This is a genomic window from Halorubrum pallidum (assembly GCF_055380345.1).
In genome coordinates, this window is sequence record NZ_AP043944.1 from 239,206 (window position 1) to 255,132 (window position 15,927).

18 protein-coding genes and 1 pseudogene are annotated in these 15,927 nt (G+C 55.6%); 7 read left to right on the plus strand and 12 right to left on the minus strand.

Translation table 11 applies throughout. The annotated features are described in order from the left end of the window. Positions 1-103 precede the first annotated feature (103 nt). On the plus strand, positions 104-475 hold the full coding sequence (locus tag ACZ45C_RS01275) for a DUF411 domain-containing protein (RefSeq protein ID WP_239638655.1): 372 nt from the start codon (positions 104-106) through the stop codon (positions 473-475). Positions 476-1,282: 807 nt separating this feature from the next. Continuing rightward, entirely contained in the window at positions 1,283-2,239 is a 957-nt protein-coding gene (locus ACZ45C_RS01280; RefSeq protein WP_379771222.1) for a hypothetical protein, read from the plus strand. A 209-nt stretch (positions 2,240-2,448) separates the two neighbouring features. Here the strand turns inward: ACZ45C_RS01280 and ACZ45C_RS01285 are convergent, their stop codons facing one another. After that, positions 2,449-3,270 carry an IS5 family transposase gene (locus ACZ45C_RS01285; RefSeq protein WP_379771219.1) on the minus strand — a complete coding sequence of 274 codons (822 nt, stop codon included), beginning with the start codon at positions 3,268-3,270 and terminating at the stop codon, positions 2,449-2,451. Positions 3,271-3,648: 378 nt separating this feature from the next. Between ACZ45C_RS01285 and ACZ45C_RS01290 the strand changes: the two genes are divergently transcribed. From ACZ45C_RS01290 to ACZ45C_RS01300, 3 genes are read left to right on the plus strand one after another with little or no spacing between them, the layout of a single operon-like run. After that, complete coding sequence (locus tag ACZ45C_RS01290; protein WP_379771217.1) at positions 3,649-4,380, plus strand: ATP-binding cassette domain-containing protein; 732 nt, start codon at positions 3,649-3,651, stop codon at positions 4,378-4,380. Continuing rightward, positions 4,373-5,110 carry an ABC transporter permease gene (locus ACZ45C_RS01295; protein WP_094529644.1) on the plus strand — a complete coding sequence of 246 codons (738 nt, stop codon included), beginning with the start codon at positions 4,373-4,375 and terminating at the stop codon, positions 5,108-5,110. The genes ACZ45C_RS01290 and ACZ45C_RS01295 overlap by 8 nt, the downstream gene beginning before the upstream one ends. Beyond that, positions 5,107-5,859: an ABC transporter permease gene (locus tag ACZ45C_RS01300; protein ID WP_049909288.1), complete on the plus strand. Its 753-nt coding sequence runs from the start codon at positions 5,107-5,109 to the stop codon at positions 5,857-5,859. The genes ACZ45C_RS01295 and ACZ45C_RS01300 overlap by 4 nt, the downstream gene beginning before the upstream one ends. Before the next feature lie 135 nt (positions 5,860-5,994). Here ACZ45C_RS01300 and ACZ45C_RS01305 read toward each other — a convergent pair whose 3' ends face one another. The 10 genes and pseudogenes from ACZ45C_RS01305 to ACZ45C_RS01350 form a co-directional block, all read right to left on the minus strand. Further along, positions 5,995-6,237: an SHOCT domain-containing protein gene (locus tag ACZ45C_RS01305; RefSeq protein WP_271968267.1), complete on the minus strand. Its 243-nt coding sequence runs from the start codon at positions 6,235-6,237 to the stop codon at positions 5,995-5,997. Positions 6,238-6,456: 219 nt separating this feature from the next. Then, positions 6,457-6,639, minus strand: a pseudogene (locus ACZ45C_RS01310) (cupredoxin domain-containing protein); the annotation flags it as partial. Between the two features lie 160 nt (positions 6,640-6,799). Next, complete coding sequence (locus ACZ45C_RS01315) at positions 6,800-7,972, minus strand: ISH3 family transposase (RefSeq protein WP_460561835.1); 1,173 nt, start codon at positions 7,970-7,972, stop codon at positions 6,800-6,802. A 472-nt stretch (positions 7,973-8,444) separates the two neighbouring features. Then, positions 8,445-8,798: an SHOCT domain-containing protein gene (locus ACZ45C_RS01320; protein ID WP_049983674.1), complete on the minus strand. Its 354-nt coding sequence runs from the start codon at positions 8,796-8,798 to the stop codon at positions 8,445-8,447. A 6-nt stretch (positions 8,799-8,804) separates the two neighbouring features. Continuing rightward, a complete protein-coding gene (locus ACZ45C_RS01325; RefSeq protein WP_004048654.1) occupies positions 8,805-9,221 on the minus strand; it encodes a DUF302 domain-containing protein in 417 nt (138 codons plus the stop codon). Between the two features lie 105 nt (positions 9,222-9,326). After that, positions 9,327-9,674: an SHOCT domain-containing protein gene (locus ACZ45C_RS01330; RefSeq protein WP_049986201.1), complete on the minus strand. Its 348-nt coding sequence runs from the start codon at positions 9,672-9,674 to the stop codon at positions 9,327-9,329. A gap of 63 nt (positions 9,675-9,737) precedes the next feature. Next, positions 9,738-10,055, minus strand: a complete 318-nt coding sequence (locus ACZ45C_RS01335; RefSeq protein WP_004048656.1) for a hypothetical protein — start codon at positions 10,053-10,055, stop codon at positions 9,738-9,740. A gap of 272 nt (positions 10,056-10,327) precedes the next feature. After that, entirely contained in the window at positions 10,328-11,032 is a 705-nt protein-coding gene (locus tag ACZ45C_RS01340) for a DUF7546 family protein (protein WP_123624180.1), read from the minus strand. A 33-nt stretch (positions 11,033-11,065) separates the two neighbouring features. After that, positions 11,066-11,647: a helix-turn-helix transcriptional regulator gene (locus ACZ45C_RS01345; protein WP_004048657.1), complete on the minus strand. Its 582-nt coding sequence runs from the start codon at positions 11,645-11,647 to the stop codon at positions 11,066-11,068. 125 nt (positions 11,648-11,772) lie between these two features. Then, the gene (locus ACZ45C_RS01350; protein WP_049986199.1) at positions 11,773-13,161 is read right to left on the minus strand and encodes a permease; all 1,389 of its coding nucleotides are present in this window, start codon (positions 13,159-13,161) and stop codon (positions 11,773-11,775) included. 328 nt (positions 13,162-13,489) lie between these two features. Here ACZ45C_RS01350 and ACZ45C_RS01355 point away from each other — a divergent pair, with 328 nt between their 5' ends. Beyond that, a complete protein-coding gene (locus ACZ45C_RS01355; protein WP_004594621.1) occupies positions 13,490-14,956 on the plus strand; it encodes an amidohydrolase family protein in 1,467 nt (488 codons plus the stop codon). A gap of 29 nt (positions 14,957-14,985) precedes the next feature. Here ACZ45C_RS01355 and ACZ45C_RS01360 read toward each other — a convergent pair whose 3' ends face one another. Continuing rightward, complete coding sequence (locus tag ACZ45C_RS01360; RefSeq protein ID WP_004048660.1) at positions 14,986-15,510, minus strand: ArsR/SmtB family transcription factor; 525 nt, start codon at positions 15,508-15,510, stop codon at positions 14,986-14,988. Between the two features lie 201 nt (positions 15,511-15,711). Between ACZ45C_RS01360 and ACZ45C_RS01365 the strand changes: the two genes are divergently transcribed. After that, positions 15,712-15,927 (plus strand): heavy-metal-associated domain-containing protein, encoded by a 216-nt coding sequence (locus ACZ45C_RS01365; RefSeq protein ID WP_004048661.1) that lies wholly within the window; start codon positions 15,712-15,714, stop codon positions 15,925-15,927.

A 15,927-nucleotide genomic window follows, 5' to 3' on the forward strand; every position in this document is an offset into this window, starting at 1 on the left:
TCGTCGGGTGCTTCAACATAGTGGTACAATCGGAATACTAGGTCTTACAGGCTGTCTAGGTGGCTCAAGCACGAACTCATGGGATATTGATGACCCAGTAGCAGTGGCATCAGCACAACAATTTAACTCACCAGGATGTAGCTGTTGCGAGCAGTATGCATCATATCTTCGTGAGAATATCACTGGTGACCTCTCAGAGACCGTACCGGATGATATCCAAGCAGTAAAGCAGGAATATGGGATCCCCGAAGACCTCCAGAGCTGTCACACACTCGTCCTCACAGATTACGTCGTAGAAGGACACGTCCCGGTCGAAGTAATCGCCCGGCTTCTCGATGAAAACCCACCGATAGATGGAGTTGCACTCCCTGGTATGCCATCTGGGACACCGGGGATGGGTGGAGAGAAAGATGGCTCGTTAAGCATATACGCTATTGACGGCGATAAAGCCGGAGCTGAGTACACTGAGGTATAGATTCAGAGATACAGTAGATCTGGCTCTGTTGAAATCCTCAGTAAGTGATATATTCTCACCCAGTCGCGGTCAGTACAGGGAAAACACTTACCGGAGCTGTGGGAGAATTTAGTCATGAATCGTCGGCAGCTTCTTCGTGGTGCTGTGGGTGGGGGAATCTGGCTTCTGGCGGGTTGTTCCTCTACTGGCAGTGAGGGATATGCGACGATACAAGACCTCAGTTTCGTAAACACGGGGTCTACTACGGTGCCAGTAGAGTTACGGATAGAGCGGACTGATACGGATGAAGTAGTTCATACGGAGACTCGTGAGCTGACGGTAGACCCGGAATGGGTTATCATCGAGTGTGTGTGGCCAGATGTACCGTTAACAGTCATGGCCCGTCATGAAGATGGAGAGTGGAATAGCTTCAATACAGAGGACCGAGACGGCTGTGTCGGTGTCATAGCTGCAGTACACGACCAGAGAACATCATTTTACGCGCATAACGCTGAGTGTCCAATTGATAACGCGAGATGCCACACTGATTAGTCCGCAGTTTTCATCGACCGGCTGTTTCAGGCGAGAATATGTCTGAATAATAGGATTTCAACAGAGCTACAAATTCATAATAACATCTTTCGGGTCTATCCTGATCTGGTAACCGGACGGTGTCGTTTTGTCTACCGGGGGCTGATACGCGGCAGATCGGTGGCTGGCGCTTTCGATATTCATAAATGAATCTACGGCTCTATTGGCGCGCTACGCACCAAAAACAGATGTTTAAGCCTCCCAAAGGTATTTTTGATACAACATCTTTTTTCAAGTATGGATCGAAGGGCATCGATCGCCGTCGTTGGCAACGGTTTAGTCCTTGCCCTCGCTGGGTGTATCCAGTTTGAGGAAACTCCCAACCCGCGCTCTAACGGTGATCCGGGGGTGGAACCAATAGCGAGTTTGGAGATGATTCCGGTGACGGACAAAGAGATCGCCCGAAGGCTCACGTACTCGCTCGATGAGCCACAACGGAAATTCGCGGCGGAGGTCATCGAAAATGGTTCGAAGACAGTCCGAGGAACGGACGAACCATTCCCACCCGATAGACGGTTCGTCTACGATGATACACTGTATGAATTCACAGCTGAGGTCATTGACTCCCAGCCTGCGGTAGTCTTTCGGATCACTCTTGAAGAGGTGGATGACACGGACGCTGAGACGATCGCATACGATGACCTCCCACCCGTTGACAAACAGGCCCTCGAAGAGTACGGGTGGGACGACCCGGACGTGTTCGAAGTCGGAGGAGCTCCGTTTGTCTACTTGGAAGACGAAGTCTCAGATTCCATGTTGGTTCCGGAGCCTGATTACCCCGTAATCGTGTGGGAGTCCGGCATTCAGGGCCGGTTTATTATCGAAAGTCAGTCTGAAACAGCGATGAACAAGTATACGTATCGTGCTCACACGGTTCACGAATCTGCGAGCGAATACGGGGGAGAGATTCGACGCGAACACGAATTCCAGCTTTCAAGCCTCCCGGAAGCTCAAGAGCGCATCGTGTCCGAGGCGATCTCGGATGAACATGGGTACAAAATATTGCCAGATGAATCGATTCCAGATACTTTTAATGAACTTGTAAAATACTTTTCAGACGAGGAGAAATTCAGACCAGAAGATACTGGATCCGAAACGACAATCTCTGGTCTATATTTTGTCGAATACGACGGAACGAACCACTGGACCGAGTTACACGTAGAGGACGACAGGAGTGAAGATTCGAAATCGTGAACCGAGGTTGGATTGAACCAAGAATTTGACTTGTTTTACAGAAAGTCTCGTAGCGCTCTCAAAATGGACTGTCTCCGAAAACCAATCATCTTCGAGGCTCTGTTGAAATTCCCTTCTTCACAGAGGTACTTGCCTGAAACACCCGGTTGATAAGACAATTCAATTGAGTCTGTGGCGGTGTTGGTAATTGTACACCCTGTATAGACCGCTCAGAGCGACCGGTCGAGATTATGAACGAGACAGGCGATGGCGAGTTCACGGAACTGTTTCCACCATCGTCGTGATCGGACGAATGCACCGTACTTCCGCTTGAGCGTAGAGTTGACGGTCTCGGATTGACTCCGCTGTCCGTAGAGTTCAGCATCTAAGCGCGCGTTCCATGCCTTATGAATTGGTGTGAACTCACGGTGCTTGATCAGAGGGCGAGCCTCGTATTCATGGGCGAGTCGCCTGATTTTCTGGTCGTCGTAGCCTTTGTCACCGAGCAGAACATCAATTTCCTCGGGATTGCGCTTAATCAAAGAGGGCGCGATCTGGCTGTCGTGTTTTCGTGTCGTGGTCACATGTAGGTCGATGACTGCGTTCACCTTCGCATCGACCAACAGCGTCACTTTGAGCTGCTGAATCGTGAGTTCGGCGCGTTTCGTGTAATGTTTCGAGGCGTGACTGCGGTCGAACCCTGACGCATCAACTCCAACGACGCCACTCGTCGGAAGGAGCGCCGTTGAGAGACCCAGTATGACACGCCACACAGCCATATCAAGCCGATTGAACGCCTTACAGAGCGTTGAAGGTGTAGGAAGTTCAGCTAATCCAAGAGCGCGACGGATACGTGGCATCTCGATCAGTTCGTCAAGAAGGCCACGATAAGTCGTGTTTTTCCGAACTTTGAGACATAGCAGAACAACGTGCTGCGGGAGTGTATAGCGGTGTTTAGAGAATTTCGAGGAGTATCGAGAAACGGCTCGGCGGGCCAGATGGATCGCCTTCTCAGTAAACCGGAGAATCTGCGACTTCGGGAGGGCCTTCATCTCGTCGAATTACAGGCCGAACATGTAACTCTCTGAGGATTTCAACAGAGCCGTAGATCTGCAACTGATGTTCAGACGGCTTCTCTATGGGTTCGGATACACCTTCGCGCGTCTCATCTTTTTCAACGCGAAACTTCAACAGCTGTCTTGAAGCGGGTTTGTATCGCGTTCTGGCTTGTTGGTGATCCAATTCAGAAGCTTTCCCGTGTAAACTGTGAAACAGCTTATAGGAGACAGTATTCAGAAAATCAAGAGGTATCTAACACGTTGAGTCCAGCGTCAGCTCTGTATGCAATCTCTGATTATTCACGGGGTTGCTACTGATAGTTTAGATTTGAAACAGTAATCGCAGTAAATGAGGAGCGTGTGTATTCATCTATGGAAGCGCCCACAACCTCCACGACAGAGGCTACCACCAGCGAGGTACTCGTCCGTGCTGATGAGATTGAAAAAACGTACGGGTCAAACCTCCCATTTACACGATCGGTTCCCGTCCTCACCGGTGCCTATCTGGAAATCCGAGCAGGAGAAATCGTCGGAATCGTCGGGGGGAACGGTTCGGGGAAATCCACGCTTATGAACATCCTCGTCGGCGTCCTCAAGCAGGATTCCGGAGCAGTTGAACGAACAGGGACGGTTGGCTGGTGTCCACAAGAACCACTGCTTTACGACCGCCTGACGGTCACAGAGACGTTCCGCCTGTTCGGTTCCGGATACGGAATGACCGCCGAAGAAATCGACGAGGCCAAACGCCGATTCGCATCGAAACTCGATTTCGAGCAGTACCTTGACTATCGAATCGACCAACTCAGCGGTGGAAACCGACAAAAAATCAATCTCAGTATCGCCCTAATGTATGATCCGGACGTCCTCATGCTAGACGAGCCCTACACCGGGTTCGACTGGGAGACATATCTCACCTTCTGGGACCTCGCCGACGAACTTGCTGCCGACGGAACAGCTGTCGTAATGATTTCACACTTGATCGAGGAGCAGAGCCGTCTCGACCGTATCTACGAGGTTCGTGATGGACACGTCTACGACGTGACTGAGCGGGAAAGTGAGACCGAAGCGACGACCGGTGAACGGAGGAGAAAGGCCGATGAATAGAATTCAAACGGGGATCCGGACGAACGTCTCCACCTTCCTCAGGACCCCCCTGAATGTCGTCTTAGCACTCCTCCTTCCGGTTGTCGTTATCGAAGGCTGGGGACAAGCGATGGCGGGGTTGCCAACTATGCCGACAGTTGAGGCGATTCCGATCGATCTGGGTCGCCTCCTCGGAGCGATATTCGGTGTCGCCATCATCGCCGGCCTGATGGGACTCGCCCAGATGATTAGTGCGCGTGCAGCCGATCGACGACTCGTTCAGACAGGCTATCCACCCCGAACACTGCTTGCGACTCGATTAGCGACGCTCGGAGGGGTCACGGTCGTCGTGGCTGCCGTGAACTACGGCGTGCTCTGGCTGACGATTTCACCGGAAGCCCCTGTCCTGACGTTCGTATTCCTCGTCCTCGCCGGCCTCGTCTATGCGTTTCTTGGCGCACTCGTCGGGGCGCTCCTTCCGCGACTGTTCGAAGGCTCGCTCGTCGTGGTGTTCCTCGCGATGATGGACGCGTTCCTCAGTGGCGACAGCCCGCTGGCTGCTGACATTCCTGAGTTCGTGGAATACTTCCCGCTCTATCATCCGAAGGAACTCCTTCAGGAGGCGATGTTCCAAGGTACATATACGACGGGCGACCTCGGCTTCGTTGCCGGATACCTGCTCGTCTTGCTCGTGCTCGTCACCGTAGTGTTCGGAGTGACGATGCGCACCAGTGGTGGGTGGTCCGCATGAACCGTACGACAACGGCGTTCTCGATCGGCATCAAAGAACAGGCGCGTAACTACGTCCTCGTCGCTCTACTGGTCGTCCTACCGGTCTCGTTCATCACGTTGGCGTTCGCAGTCACCCAGGACGTCGAGATGCCGGTTCGGACGCTCGTCGACGGTGAGACGGCGACGGTCATGCGGGGGATGCCTGAGGTCCACGGCGTGATCATGACGCCGATTACGAGTGCTCTCATCGCCGGACTCGCCGGGTTGTTCCTGATGCGAGAAGCCAAAGACACGGACGGTCGTCTGGCAGTCGCTGGCTATCGTGCATGGCAGGTAATCGCTGCCCGGTTTGGGGTTCTCGCAGCAATTACTCTCATCGTCACCGGTGTCTCAGTTGGTGTGATGCTCGTCGATTTCCAGCCCGAGTATCTCTGGTGGTTCGTCGCAGCGATGCTCGTCGTCTCGGTCACGTATGGTCTCATCGGGATGCTCGTCGGGGCCGTCTTCAACCGCCTAGCCGGGATGTGGCTGATGCTGATTCTCCCGATGCTCGATATCGGACTGTTTCAGGATCCGCTGTTTATTCAATCTGAACCTGATTGGTGGATGAAACTCTTTCCGGGCTATTGGCCAGTCCGTGTAATGGTCGATACCGGACTCACAACCGACGTAGATACGGCTCTCTCGTTGGTGTGGGCTACTGGATATCTTCTCCTCGTAGCCGTGCTCGCAATTGGTGTTTACTACCGAGCCACACAGGCGAGTTGATCACAAGAGAAATCAGTCATAAATGGAACAAAACAAGTCACGGGATCGTTCTGAAATCAAAGGTATCGGTGAGGGCGGTATTCTCTAATCCCCGAATCACTTGACCCCGGTGAGTTCACCCTCTCACGGTGGCAATCAGTTGGAGATGTCCTCATCAGTAGCATCTAATCGCTCACGGCGACGTCTATACTCCTCCTCGTCAATTTCGCCCCTGGCATAGCGGTTCTGGAGCGTTTTTCTGGCTGAGTCGTCGGTAGTCGATTGAGGAGATTTTTGGTTTCCAAGCCAGTAGAGCCCGCCACCGAGAACGCCCAGCATTCCGAGTACGCCACCAACAGCTGGTAGCCCTCCAACTCCACCTCCGTTGCGGCCACTCATCATTCCAGAACCACCTCGTCCCATCATTCCACCACCAGTATTCCCGCTTCCATCGCTGCTTGAGCCGTAGGCGACTGTACCCTGGTCAACAATCGCCTCACTCGATGGGACCTCTCCATCCGGGATTGAATCCTCCTCTGCCGGTCCGCCAGGACTGCCAACTACGATCCGTCCGACCATCCCAATCGACTTGTGCGGGATGCAGTAGTAATCATACGTCCCTGGCGTTTCGAACGTATATTCGAAGCTCCCGTCTGAGATCGTCCCACTATCGAAGGCGGAAGCGCCCTCCGGAATACGATCTGCGTACGCCGTAGCGGAATGTGCCCCCGCTGCGAGTTCAAATTCGTTACTTCCCGAACGAACCGTGTGAGCACTGCCTGAACGCCACGAAACAGTCACTTTCTGTATGATTAGACGGTCAATCTCGGTTGCTACCGCAGAATAGATTGAGGCAGTTCCAAGATACCGATCCGAACAGACCAGATCAACCGAATTTCGACGGTAGCTGCCGAGAGCTGTCGCTCACCGCCCAACGGACAGGCCGTGGGCTGACCCCTGGTCAGCCCGCAGCCACTGCTTGTGACGCTGGTAGACCAACCCCGTTCGCCCTAATCTTCCACCGCCGACGCAACTCCTCTTCCAGTTCGTGGCGAATCCAGTCACAGAACGTCTTGAACGTGAACTCATCGGGCAGGTCGCGCCCGCCCCGCCGCGGGCGGGCGACGACCGCCCACCTCAGTACGAGCCACAGATTCTCCAGCAGTGCTGCAACCAACATGATCGCAAACCGCACGACGGGATCACGCGTCGTCGTGATCCCGCGTGCTTGTCGGAGCAATCGGTAGCTCGTTTCGATGCCTGAACGCTTTCTGTAGAGGCGTTCGACCTGCTTCGCTGATCGATCAGTAACGCCGCAGGCGACGTAGCCACGAACAACCTCGCCGTGCTTGCCCCGATCTCCGTTCTGGTAGGAAACAGCGACCGCGAGCGGGAAGCGCAGTTCCCGCTCGCTGTCCTTGTACATGCGGTAGGTCGTCATGTACGACTTGTGCGTGTCGAGTTTGTCCTTCATCCGCTCGCCCTTCTTTGGGACGTGGACGACCGTTGCGGCGATCTCACGAGCACGGCGGATGACGCGCTCGTTGTAGAACCCGCTGTCGGCAAGCAGGAGGTCGATCTCAAAGGGGTAGTTCTCGACGCGGGCGAGCACACGCTCGACCGCGTCGGCCTCGTCTTCGTCGTTGCGGACGTACGTCATCGCCAACGTCACCGGCTTCTCGTTGGAGACGACGTAGGCCGTGCAATAGCGGTGGCAAGTGGTCGTCCCGTCTTTGGGAGCCATCGAGCAGAGTTCGCCTTCCTCGTTGTAGTGCTCGCCATGATAGGGATTGTCGATGAAGTCGATGGAGACGATTCTCGACCGGTCAGGGTCGAGAATCGTCATGGCAAGGCGTCCAAGCAGAAGGTTAGCGACGAACTCAAGCCAGTCACGGTCGAGGGTGTGAAGCCACGTGAAAGTCGTGTCGTCACAGGGTGTTCCGTCGGTGTCTTTGCACGTTTCCCAGATCGAGGTCTGGTTGACACAGGCGAGGATGACGACGAGCCAGATGTCGCCGGGGTCGAGGGGACTCCCCTCGACGCCCGGCAAGGGGAGTGGAGCAATGACTTCTTCCGCTACGTCTTTCACGTCCGAGGCCGAAAGGTACCCGTCTGGGTTTGGGAGGTTGAACACATCCGAACCCAGACACTTTCTCGTGGTCAATCCGGCGATTCAATTCAGCTGATTACATCAGTTGGGAAGTACCGAAATTGAACGGTTGTCCCGGGATCAACACGTAGGCCGATTGGGTCGAAGTAATTGTTTCCCATCTCCACGATGGGCGTCTCCTGTGCGTTCGCTGACTGAGCAAAGCCGGTGCTGGCGACTGCGCTGGCACCGACAATGCCTAAGAATTGACGTCGGCTGTGATGTGTCATGTTGTCTGGATCATTCTTCGGTGGGTAGCTACGCGCGATACTGGTGCGAAGACTTCGGACGTGACTCACTCCGAACTTGTCGTTTGTTCCCATTACTACTCATAACCATATGCTGAATCGAGCACACCATTTCGATGTAACGGAACGATGCTGCCGAACGGTTGGTTTCGATACCCTCGAGTCGATCCGCAGGTGTTCAAACGGGTGAAACGCGGTTTGGGTAGTGGTCACTCTGATTGTTCGAGCTTTTCTCGTCGGGCTTCGAACTCTTCGTCCGTGAGATCGCCACGAGCGTACGCCAGACGTAACTCTTCCATCGCGGGATTATGAGACGTCTGTGTCTCGCTCATCCGCCGGAAGATGAGATATCCACCGCCCAGAAGCGCAAGGAGGAAGATGACCGGGACGAGCATCCCGATGAGGGGCCACCAACCACCTGTGGTACCGTACTGGCCCATCATTCCTCCGTATCCCATCATCCCACCGAACCCCATACCCATTGTGAGCAAGGGAAGGAGGATGAACGCTCCGAGGACGATGAGCAGTATCGTCGTCGTATCCAGTTGATCCGATGATGCCATCAGAGATCAGGCCTCCGATGCGGATCCGAACTCGTCAGTTACGGCTGCCAGTACGCGGTCGAATCGTTCGCTGACCTCGGTCGCGACGGAGTCAAGCGCGTCGTTATCAGCGATCCCGACTAACTGTTCCGGGTCGACCGCACTCACCACGATGACGCCGTCATCGTTCTCGTAGACGATGACGTTACAGGGCAAGAGCGCACCGAGTTCAGTTTCTACACTCAACCCTTCGTATGCCAGCGGAGGATTGCACGCACCGAGGATGCGATACTGGCGGAACTCCTCACCGAGTTTCTCCTTGAGCGTCGCCTGAATGTCGATGTCACAGAGAACACCGAATCCCTCGTCTTTGAGCGCGGCATTCGTTGCGTCGACGACATCGTCGAACTCTCCATCAATCTTGGTTTGTATTGTGTAACTCATGTAATACTGTATCCTGTTTACGCACTTAAGCGTTCGGTCCCGTCGCCCCAACTGGCAGACGAGAATTTTTTCTCGACGATGCTCCTTCTATTTCGGTCATGGGCACTACTCGAGTTGCTTTCGTCGACGTTCGAACTCTTCATCGGAGAGTTCACCGCGAGCGTAACGCTCACGAAGAACCGAAAGCGGCCGACTATCACTCCTCTCAGAATCTCTGTTGAGGAGTGAGTAGACGAGATAGAGCGGGACGACGATTAGGAGCCCCATCCAAAGGAAGCTCCAGAGGCCCATTCCACCGCTGAAGACCCCCCAACCGCCGCTACCCATCATACCGCCGCCGTAGCCTCCACCACCGTGAGCCGCTGCGGTGCCCGTTGCTACAATCAACAGCGGAACCGCTAGTATTGCGATTCGACGAGTCGTCCGCCCGAGAGTGTTGGTGTAGTGTGTCATTGTGATCGTTGAGTCAGTAAGTCGAATATCTATCGTGTCAGACGAGGATCCGAACAGGGATCGTTAGCAGCCGTACCCCTGTCCGTTCATCCCCGTCGCGGTGTGATTGTCGTCCGCCATATCTTGGGCCATCTCGTCGACGGTCACGCCCATGTGCGCTTCCATCTCGTCAACGGCATTCGGGCCCATGTAGTCGGTCATGTGACCTTCCATCCAGGCCGCCCAGTCTGCTGCACTACCATCGGCTGGCGTCCCTTCAGCTGCCGTCTCGTTCCCCTGGATCGGTTCGTCACCGTGTGCGCTAACTACCGGGGCGGCAAACGCGAGTCCGACAATCGCGAGCACCACGAGCAGCCATCGTCCGAGGTTTCGGTTGGTCATTGTTTTTCGCCTCAAGTAGTCATACGGTGGGTTCGGAGTTATCTTCGTGGGAGTGAACTCAAACAGGAGAGCGTTCAAGAACGTCTATAACGCCATCTAAACGTTTTCTACTGACGGGATCGTTCATACCTGCCGAATTCGAAAGGATCAGAGGAATGGTGAGAGCAAAGGGGATCCGTCGAGACTGTTCACCTCATTGCGGCGATCCAGACAATAACCACGGTTCAGGCGGCGAGGGAGGCTCGGGTATTGCTGACCACGAACGAGATGGATCAGTTCCCTCGGAACTGGTGATACTGCCTCGTGAGTGCCTGACGATGGTAGAGGATTCCAATTGTCATGAGGAACAGAACGGTCGCAATTTCGTAGCCATACGCACCAAGCAATAACATCGTTGAAGAACCACTCAGTCCGCCTGCAAGTAGTACGGCAAACAACGGGCTAACGCAGGCAGGGCACGCCACAATCCCGACTATTCCTCCGACTGCCGACTGCGAGAAATCAAGCAATGCATCATAGACGAGATACGCCAGCGCGAACAGGCCAACCGCTTGGTAAGGAATGAGCGAGACCGTGATCAGGTCACCTGTATAGACGAAGACCGGACTCCATCCCAAAGATCGACCCCACGTTATTCCGAAGCCGCTTGGTCCAGTGAGCTGCCCGAAATGAGAGGTGCTCGGTCCAAGTAATCCTGAAAAATAAAACATCACGATGAGATATAGAGCAACGACAAGTGCGGCACCAATACGATACACTCGACGTTTCGTTACAGGTCGAGTGTGCCAGATCACCCAGACTGAGGCGGTGAACCAAATAAATGGAAGGACGAAATGGGTCCACCGGCTCCCCATATCTCCTGTGAAATATGCGTACACCAACCCGGCGATCAACTGTGCGGCGAGGAGGAGATTGAGCCACGTGCTTGACTTGAGAACCCGGCTAATGCGATCAGTTTCGAGTGTTGCTTGTGACATGATGGGTAGTGTTAGTATGAATTTCTACGTCTGTTAGTTCTGCAGGTCATCACTCGGATACACGCGGTAGGTTCGACCCTGTCGTTCCCGATACAGCAGCCCGCGCTCCTCGAGTGAACTCACGGTCTGGCTCACTTTACTCTTTGAGAACTCAGATCGATCCCGAAGTTCGATCTGCGTGATTCCAGGCGAGTTCAGGACGGGTTCAAGGACGCGTCGTTCATCATCCGGTAAGAGATCGAGAACGCGCGCTTGCGGATCCGATTCAGGATTGATAGGCGTCGCCGGCGAGGCGTCATCGTCTATCGATGTAGGCGTTGCCTCCGATACCTGATCGGGGTCGATGTGATCCGCTGAGTCGGTTGTCGAATCGATGAGATTCCCTCGAACCACGTAATAGATGCCACCGATACTGCCTGCGACCAGAAGGGTTCCAACCACGTACCAGAGAGGATCTGGACCGTGAATCGCCCCCATAGACGAGTCCATCATCGGCCCCATCGACTGCTCGATAGCGCGACGCTGTTGATAGGCCCGCCAACTGAGTAGTCCGCCAGCCAAGAGGACGAACCCAAGGAGCACACCAACGACGGTATCCGCTGGACGTTGGTTCATATGACATCCCCTTGTTTCGATATCTGACTGCTCATACAATCAATTTTGGCGCGACAGGTGTGACAATTGCGGATTGAAGGTGCGATGATGAAGTGCTTCACAGCGGATGAACCACAGTACATCTATCAGTGATCGTGATCGTGGTTTGTTATCTGCGGGCTTTGATCAGCAAATTCCGTGGGCTCTTCCTCGAATGCCCGCTTACAGGTCTTCGAGCAAAAATAGTACGTCATCCCATCATTGGACGCACTCGGCCCCTCATCGTCGGTCCGCATGCCACACACCGGATCACGATACTGACCTGGTGCGCCGATTCCACGTCGGTAGACATACAGGAGGAACCCGGAGAGCGCGAAGGCGATAATATTGAGGTAGAACGTGTAGTTGAGCTCGAAGTACGTCTGTTCGGTCGCCGTCTCGCCACCGGCCAGATCTGGTACGATGCCGAGGGCGTCGAACAGCAACTCCATGAGGAAGCCAGTGAACGCCATCGTCACGAAGAAGACGCCAAGGATGTACAGCATGATCTTCCAGCCGTAGTACTTCCGGTAGACGTTCAGCACGGGCACGGTGATGAGGTCGGCGTAGACGAACGCGATGATCCCGGCGAAGCTGACGCCACCGCCCCACAGCGCGACGGCGAACGGGACGTTGCCCATACTGCCGACGAAACTGAGCACGGCGATGATGACGCCCATGACGGCGTTCTCGGCAGTCACGAGCAGGCCGTCGCCCTGAATGAACAGCGTGTTCCACACCCACTGCGGGACGAAGACGATGACGAACCCAGAAATAAGGAAGCCGGCGACGATGTCTTTCCAGATCATCGACCACTCCTTGCGGTACTGATTCCCGACCTTGTACCAGCCACCCCACGACAGCAACTCGTCACGCCACCCGCCGCTACTCGACGTCTCCTGGCGATAGGTCTCCATACAGCCCTCCGAGCAGAATTTGAGCGTCTCACCGCCGTCGGTCGTGAGCGTGTACTCGTCTTTCCCCTCCATCCCGCAGGTGGGATCTTCCGTGACGCCCGCCTGGCGGTCGCGCTCGTTGAGCTTCTCGCGGACTTCGTTAAACAGGTTTTCGGGAAGCGTGAGGTGGACGATGGCGGCCATGACGGCGATGAGAATCAGGCCGCCGAGCAGTTCCGCGACGAGGAACTCCCAGCCAAGCAGGATGAGAATCATCAGCCCTAGTTCGACGATGAGGTTCGTCGACGCGAACATGAACGCGAGGAAGTTCACCGCGTGCGCCCCCTTCTTGAACAGGCCCTTCCCGATGGCGACGGCGCCGAAACTACAGCCACTGCTTGCTGCTCCGAACACAGTCGCCTTGGTAAGTCCAGTTAGATCGCCCTCACCCAGCACCTGTGCCATCCGCTCCTTCGAGACGTAGACCTGGACGAGACTCGTAATCGTGAGGCCCATGATGATCGCCCACGCCGCCGTCCAGAGAAATCCGACACCGATACGAAGGGATTCAAGAACTCCGTCGATTATCGTCGCCTGCATAGGTGTATCATTGTAGGGATCATCTATTGCGGTTTTGGTTAGAATATACTGCCTATGAGGGTATCAGTACTATGGCATCGTAACCGTCGGCCATAGATGATCTATCGTGAAGAGGGGAAAACATTGCAAACCTCCACAAGCTCCACGGAATCCGACTTCAGATTCAAAAGGGGAATCTGATTAAATCACGCCGACGTATTAGAGGCTAATGGGACCAGTAGAGACCGATGATATCCCAAATGAGGGGAACACCACCTGGAAGAACAGCCTTCGCCGGCCTGCTCGGTTGTCCAGTACGGTAACTGTCACATCCACTTCCTAATTTACGATGGCTGTCGATCTGGCAATCCATGATGCACTCGTTCTCACAGCCGACGAGCGGAACCGCCTGTACGAGCGCGGCACAGTATGCATCACCGATGGCTGTATCGAAGAAGTCCGACCATCACGTGCAGGAGACGGAGAATTAGAAGCATCCACCGTTATCGACGGGAACGGGAAACTGGTGATGCCGGGGTTGGTGAACGCCCACACGCACCTGGAGATGACACCGCTCATCGGTGCGTTTAGCGAACTCGAGCTGACGGAGATGCTTGGGAGTGGGACGGCCTTGTTTAACAGATTAGGGAACGGCGAATTCGAGTACCTCGTCGAGGCAGGCGTCGAGCTCGCAGCGCTCAATTTCCTCTTGGGCGGTGTCACGACCGTGAACTCGATGGACGCACGGCCTGCCGCAGGTGCGGAGACGTTCGGGGAAGCAGGGCTCCGCGGATTTTTCGGCCCGGCGATCTCGGACCTCTTCTGGGACCAACCAGTCGATCAGCAGTTCGCCCGTGCTCGCGAGTTCGTCGAAACGTACCACGACACGTACGACGGCCGAATCAGGGCGACGATCTGCCCGCACGACGACTGGTCGTGTACCCGGCAGCTGTGGGAACGGACCGCATCCCTCGCCGCAGAGTATCCGGACCTGCTCGTCCACACGCACTTGCTCGAACTCGAGGAGAGTAACACGATGGCACGAGCGAACGGTGGCGAGGACTCGGTAGGATTGCTCGACGACGTTGGACTCCTGGACGACCGACTGGTCGCTGCTCACTTCCGCCTCGGCGACGAAGAGGACATCCAGCGAACCGCCGAGGCGGACGCGGCTGTTGCGCACTGCCCGTCCGTCTTCTGTTACTGGAATCCGGACGGGGAGACGCAGTGGACGCCCGTTCCCGAGCTTCGAGCCGCCGGCGTCGACGTCGGAGTAGGGATTGACGACCACTACTGGCACGACTCGTACAGCATGTTCGGTGAAGCGCGGCAAGCTCGGCTGGCGGCAAATCTCAAGCGTTCAGCCGGGCAGTTCGACTCGATGGAACTGATACGAATGCTCACTATCGAGGGCGCACGCGCGCTGGGGATGGGCGACGAGATCGGCAGTATCGAAGCGGGAAAGCGCGCGGATATTATCCTCCTCGACGTCGACAAACCGAAGTTCACGCCACTGACCAACGTTCCCGCACACGTCGTGAACAACGCGGTCCCGGCCGACGTCGAGACAGTGATCGTTGACGGCGACGTCGTCCTCCGGAATGGTGTGCCCGAGACAATGGACTCGGACGACGTGCGACAGCGAGTAAATCAGGCTGTCGAACGCTTCATGGACGAGACAGGCTGGGAGTTAGACATTGGTGGTAGTGAACCGCCGACCAGCATCGAGACTGTACGGGACCTCCCAAAGCGTGGCCCTGCGCGACTCCTGACTCGCCTCGCGATGCAATCCGCGCGTGATCGGTTCTCCTTCTAAGACCCTGCCAGCGTAGGGGTGGTTCCCCCTCAGGAATTTCTGTGGGCGCGAACGAACGCACGTCGCAGGACGGTCAGAAGAACGTACGTCTCGTACTTCTGGGTCTGGCAGTGCTCGCAGGGCTGCATATCCTCGACGATCTCCTCAATAGCGTCGTCGTACTCGTCGGTGAGCGTAGTGAGCGCGTCCGTGATCTGGGGCTGGGCAGCGTCGATCATCTCCTCGACGGCGGCGTCGGCCGAATCTGGTAGTGAGTACGAGAGGACGATCGTGTTCGCGTGGTAGTACTTCGTCGTCCCACCACGCCCCTCCTCGAAGCGAACGACGTCGACGAGGCCCGCATCCCGGAGCTCGTTGATGTGATGGCGGACCGTGTTCTCCGTCCGGTCGATGCCGCGATCGTCGAGGCGTTCGTGGACCTCGGTCGCAGTTAGGGCTTCCTCGGACAGAATGTCGAGGACCATCGCCCGCATTGGCTCGTCGATGGCGTCCGAAATCCGAGTGTCTCGCACCGCGATGTCGTCGAGACGGTGGTCGGTATCGGAATCACTCATACGAGAACTGAGCGCGAGCACGCGGGAAAAGGTAGCGGGGCAGGAGTCGGGTAGGTGTCTGTCGAGGTATCCAGTACAGGATGGACCCGCGATAGCGAAAGCCCTAGACGACCCGTTTGACTGTTCCAACGACCCGTATCCGAATTCAAACATATCATCTAAAAAATACTTATTGAGGTACGGGCACTATCTCAAACTGTAATGAGCGACACAACCCAATTCCGCGTCCTCGACTTCGACTGCCCGACCTGCGCGAGTACCGTCGAACGCGCCCTGTCGAACGTCGACGGCGTCCAGCACGTCGAAGTCCACTACGCGACCGGCCGCGTCGAGATCGAGTACGACGACAGCGTCACTGACCCCGACGCCTTCGCAGAGACCATCGAAAACCAGGGGTACACTCCCCAGCCCGCCTAA